Genomic DNA, 3,202 nt, shown 5'->3' with positions numbered 1-3,202 from the left:
CCCAGAGATTTGAGAAACGAATTTGTAGCGCACATTGCGAAACGCACTCCCCATCATGAGATGGAGATCACATCGCAGCCGAAGCCATTAGCAGCAATGTGGGGTTGAGACGGCGCTTACATTACAATAACGTCAGACCGCACTCATCTCTGGGCAACCAAACACCCGCTGAAGCGCGTCGAGCGCTTGAGCAATTTGAGGGCTCCGCGCACGACGCGCTTGCCCAAAACGAAACCGACGAATATGAAATCCAAACCCGCAAACTCTCGTTATGAATGAGGGAGCCTCGGGGGGCAGGTCACGCGGATTGCAGACACGATCCTCTGACGGAGTGAACCAGATAGATCTTCGGGCTCATGGTTCATCAAGAGCAGATCTTGCTCTTGAATCCAACCTGCATCGGTTCGAACGCTTTCAGCGTCTAGGAACGACCTCAAGTCGCCGTACGCTAGATCGACCGCAAGACGTTCCTCAGGAGTCAGTAACTTGCTTACAGCACTGATCTGTTCCTCAGAGACGATTTTCCGGTTCTTGAAGAGCTTTTCCAACGACCCTTCTTGCTCCAGCGCGCCAATCAAAATTTTCTTTGTGCGTTTCGTCTCGAGCTTTTGCTTTGCTTTTTTCTCAATCTGACGAATGCGCTCTCGCGTCACGTCATAGCTGGAAGCGACTTGCTCGAGCGTTTCGGTCTCCTCTCTGTTTATGCCGTATCGCCGCTGAAGAATGTCTTGCTGCCTATCATTGAGGGACGACATACATCGCTCAATGAATTCGGTTACCGTCAATTCTTCGATCGAGGCACTTTCGGAGTCTTTGATATCTTCAGGCTTGATATTTCCTAGTTCAACTATGCTCGCAAGCGATGTGTGCGAAACAAATTCACCACGCAACAAACGTCTAAGATCGGGTGTAATCTCGCTACCTGCACCACAATTTGAGAGTCGCGCTTCGATCAACTTGGACACGATTTCGTCGAGCTGTTCGATGCTCTTTCGTCCGCAGCCCGGCAGCGAACGGATGCGTGAGGCGGTTTCGTCAAATGTCTTCAGGAAATCTAAAAGACTCTTTCGATGTTCTAGCTGATCAATTTTGAGGAGGTTCGCGAGCCTGGTCGGCGGTGACCATTCGAACAGTTCATCAGGATATAGCATTCCAGAAAAGAAAATTTCGGCGGCGCGGATCGCTCGTTGGAAGTAGCCATCCTCGTTTGAGATCAGTTCTTGGTCATCTTCAGCATTAGTTGCGCTCGGAACGAAACTGCGCAAAACTTGATCGAGTTCATCTGCCGACTTGCGCCCAAGGTTCGGCAGTTTAAGGAACGCTTGCCGAGAGCGTTCCGGAGCGCTCAAGTATCCGCTCACAGTATTGACTGGCAGACAATCGGAGTTTGCTGAGATTGCATTCAATAGGCGAACGGAGCAGTCGGCTTCTCTTACTACATCGACGATGCTGTCAGCCGCACTCTGTCTGTTCCAATCAACGTCGCGCGCGAACTTCCTGACAAGGCCATCAAGTTCCATTGCAGTTTTTTCGCCAGAATTTTCAAGTTGCCTGAAAGCTTCTCGAGCTGTGTCAGGCGCTCGCATGTAGGCAGCGATCGTATTTGCGGGCAACTCACCTTCGGCGTTGCGCAACACATTGATCAGCCGCGTTGATGCGAAACTCTGTATCGCTAGGTCCAGAAGTCGTTTTTCTTCTGGAGCATTTTGAGAAGTGGGCCGTTCTGGCTGACGCGGCCTGCTGCTAGAAGTGTATGCGGCTTGCTTCTTGGAATGGACGCCTTGAAGCGGTTCATCGATGGCCAAGCCCAGCCTCAAGACGGTTAAATCGTCGTCAGAGTTTGCCCTAGCTTCTAGCCGTTCATCGGGCGCTATGTTGTCAACCTTCGCCTCAGCTGCTTCTGTCTGGCCTGCTTCGGTAGATTCTTCAAGCTGGATGCTTTCAGTTGGGTCAAGCGTTCTAGACACGTTCTCCAAGATAAGCGCGGGGGCCGGTTTCGGATCCTGACGTGGTTCCATTGCTGCTACACTTGGTTCAGGTTCAGCTGCCCAGATTTTTTTGGCGTGCTCAGCGTCGGATGCGGCCAAGCGACTTTGCCCACCTGTTGTGGCCGCCGGAGTCGTTGGCACAGTCCTCACTGTTTCTCTGCTCACGAGAGCTTTGAGTTTCTTGCCCAGTCTTGAAAGCATGTTGTCCGCTTACGGCTCCCCGATAACTCACTAGAAAAGAACCAAAAAGAGCCCCACTATCCCTTCAATCTACCAGTTGAATCCACCAAACGCTATGTGTTTTGAGGAGAGTGAGTCTAGGATCTTGCTCGCAGTGATTGCGGCCTCTTTGGAATCGCCTTTGAATATAGAATGAACAATCAGGAAACCATTTTACAAGACCAGTTGCGGCGTCAAAGTGAAACCTTTGACGCTCTCTGGGCATCCCGGACCAAAGTGTCCGATGGTGCTTACTTGGCACCCTTAAGAACCCACGCCTTACGGGTTCTTCGGCTGATCTCCAGTCTCTCAAACATGGGACATCTCAACCCACCTTGGGACGGTGTACACCATAACCTCCACCAAGCACTCTCGCTGCAAAGCGTTGGCCTCTACACGGACCTTTACGGTGACAGTCAATGGTGCCGTCCTTCATACGAGTACGAAAAGGCAGTTTCTGAGGTAAAGGAAAGGTTCGTAGCCGGCCAACTGGTTTTTCAGGGAGCTTGGAATGCCCTTGAAATTGCGGGGGAGGCTCTCTTCTCGCATGGAAAAAAGCCAACGTCACAGGCTGTCCGTCATAAATTCGAAAGGTTTGGCCATCAGCCGATTTTTGGGCTTAAGGAAGCAATGTTCGAGGCACACTCGCGAGCTTGTACTTATATCAACACTCAAGAGAGGCCCTTCAAGGAGGCCATCGCTGCGGGCAGTTACTTGGGTATTTCAGCTGAACTGCTGCGCCAGTTCCGGAACGGTATTCTTCACGGAAAAATCCAGAGCTTGGAACCTCGAGATTGGGGGGAGGCCTCTGACGACAAAACGTGTCAAACGCAGACTGAACTGTTCCATGCTCAGATCCGCCTCGTGCTGTTTCTTCGTAAGCGCCGTCTCAACCCCACATTGCTGCTAATGGCTTCGGCTGCGATGTGATCTCCATCTCATGATGGGGAGTGCGTTTCGCAATGTGCGCTACAAATTCGTTTCTCAAATCTCTG

Annotated in this window: 2 protein-coding genes and 1 pseudogene; 2 read left to right on the top strand and 1 reads right to left on the bottom strand. The window is 51.4% G+C overall.

Translation table 11 applies throughout. The annotated features are described in order from the left end of the window. Nucleotides 1–113: 113 nt before the first annotated feature. Nucleotides 114–275 (top strand): annotated as a pseudogene (locus tag SM763_RS23985) (IS3 family transposase); the annotation flags it as partial. On the opposite strand, the gene SM763_RS23980 reads toward SM763_RS23985, so the two are convergent. Then, complete coding sequence (locus tag SM763_RS23980) at nt 270–2,087, bottom strand: sigma factor-like helix-turn-helix DNA-binding protein (RefSeq protein WP_369000082.1); 1,818 nt, start codon at nt 2,085–2,087, stop codon at nt 270–272. The pseudogene SM763_RS23985 and the gene SM763_RS23980 overlap by 6 nt on opposite strands. A gap of 273 nt (nt 2,088–2,360) precedes the next feature. Between SM763_RS23980 and SM763_RS23975 the strand changes: the two genes are divergently transcribed. Then, nucleotides 2,361–3,137 (top strand): hypothetical protein, encoded by a 777-nt coding sequence (locus tag SM763_RS23975; protein WP_369000080.1) that lies wholly within the window; start codon nt 2,361–2,363, stop codon nt 3,135–3,137. Nucleotides 3,138–3,202: the final 65 nt, after the last annotated feature.

The sequence above is a fragment of the Pseudophaeobacter sp. C1-32P7 genome, from assembly GCF_041008775.1.
GTDB classification, from domain to species: Bacteria; Pseudomonadota; Alphaproteobacteria; order Rhodobacterales; family Rhodobacteraceae; genus Phycobacter; species Phycobacter gallaeciensis_A.
The sequence above is the reverse complement of the archived record's forward strand: the minus strand, read 5'-3'. Positions and strand labels throughout refer to the sequence as shown.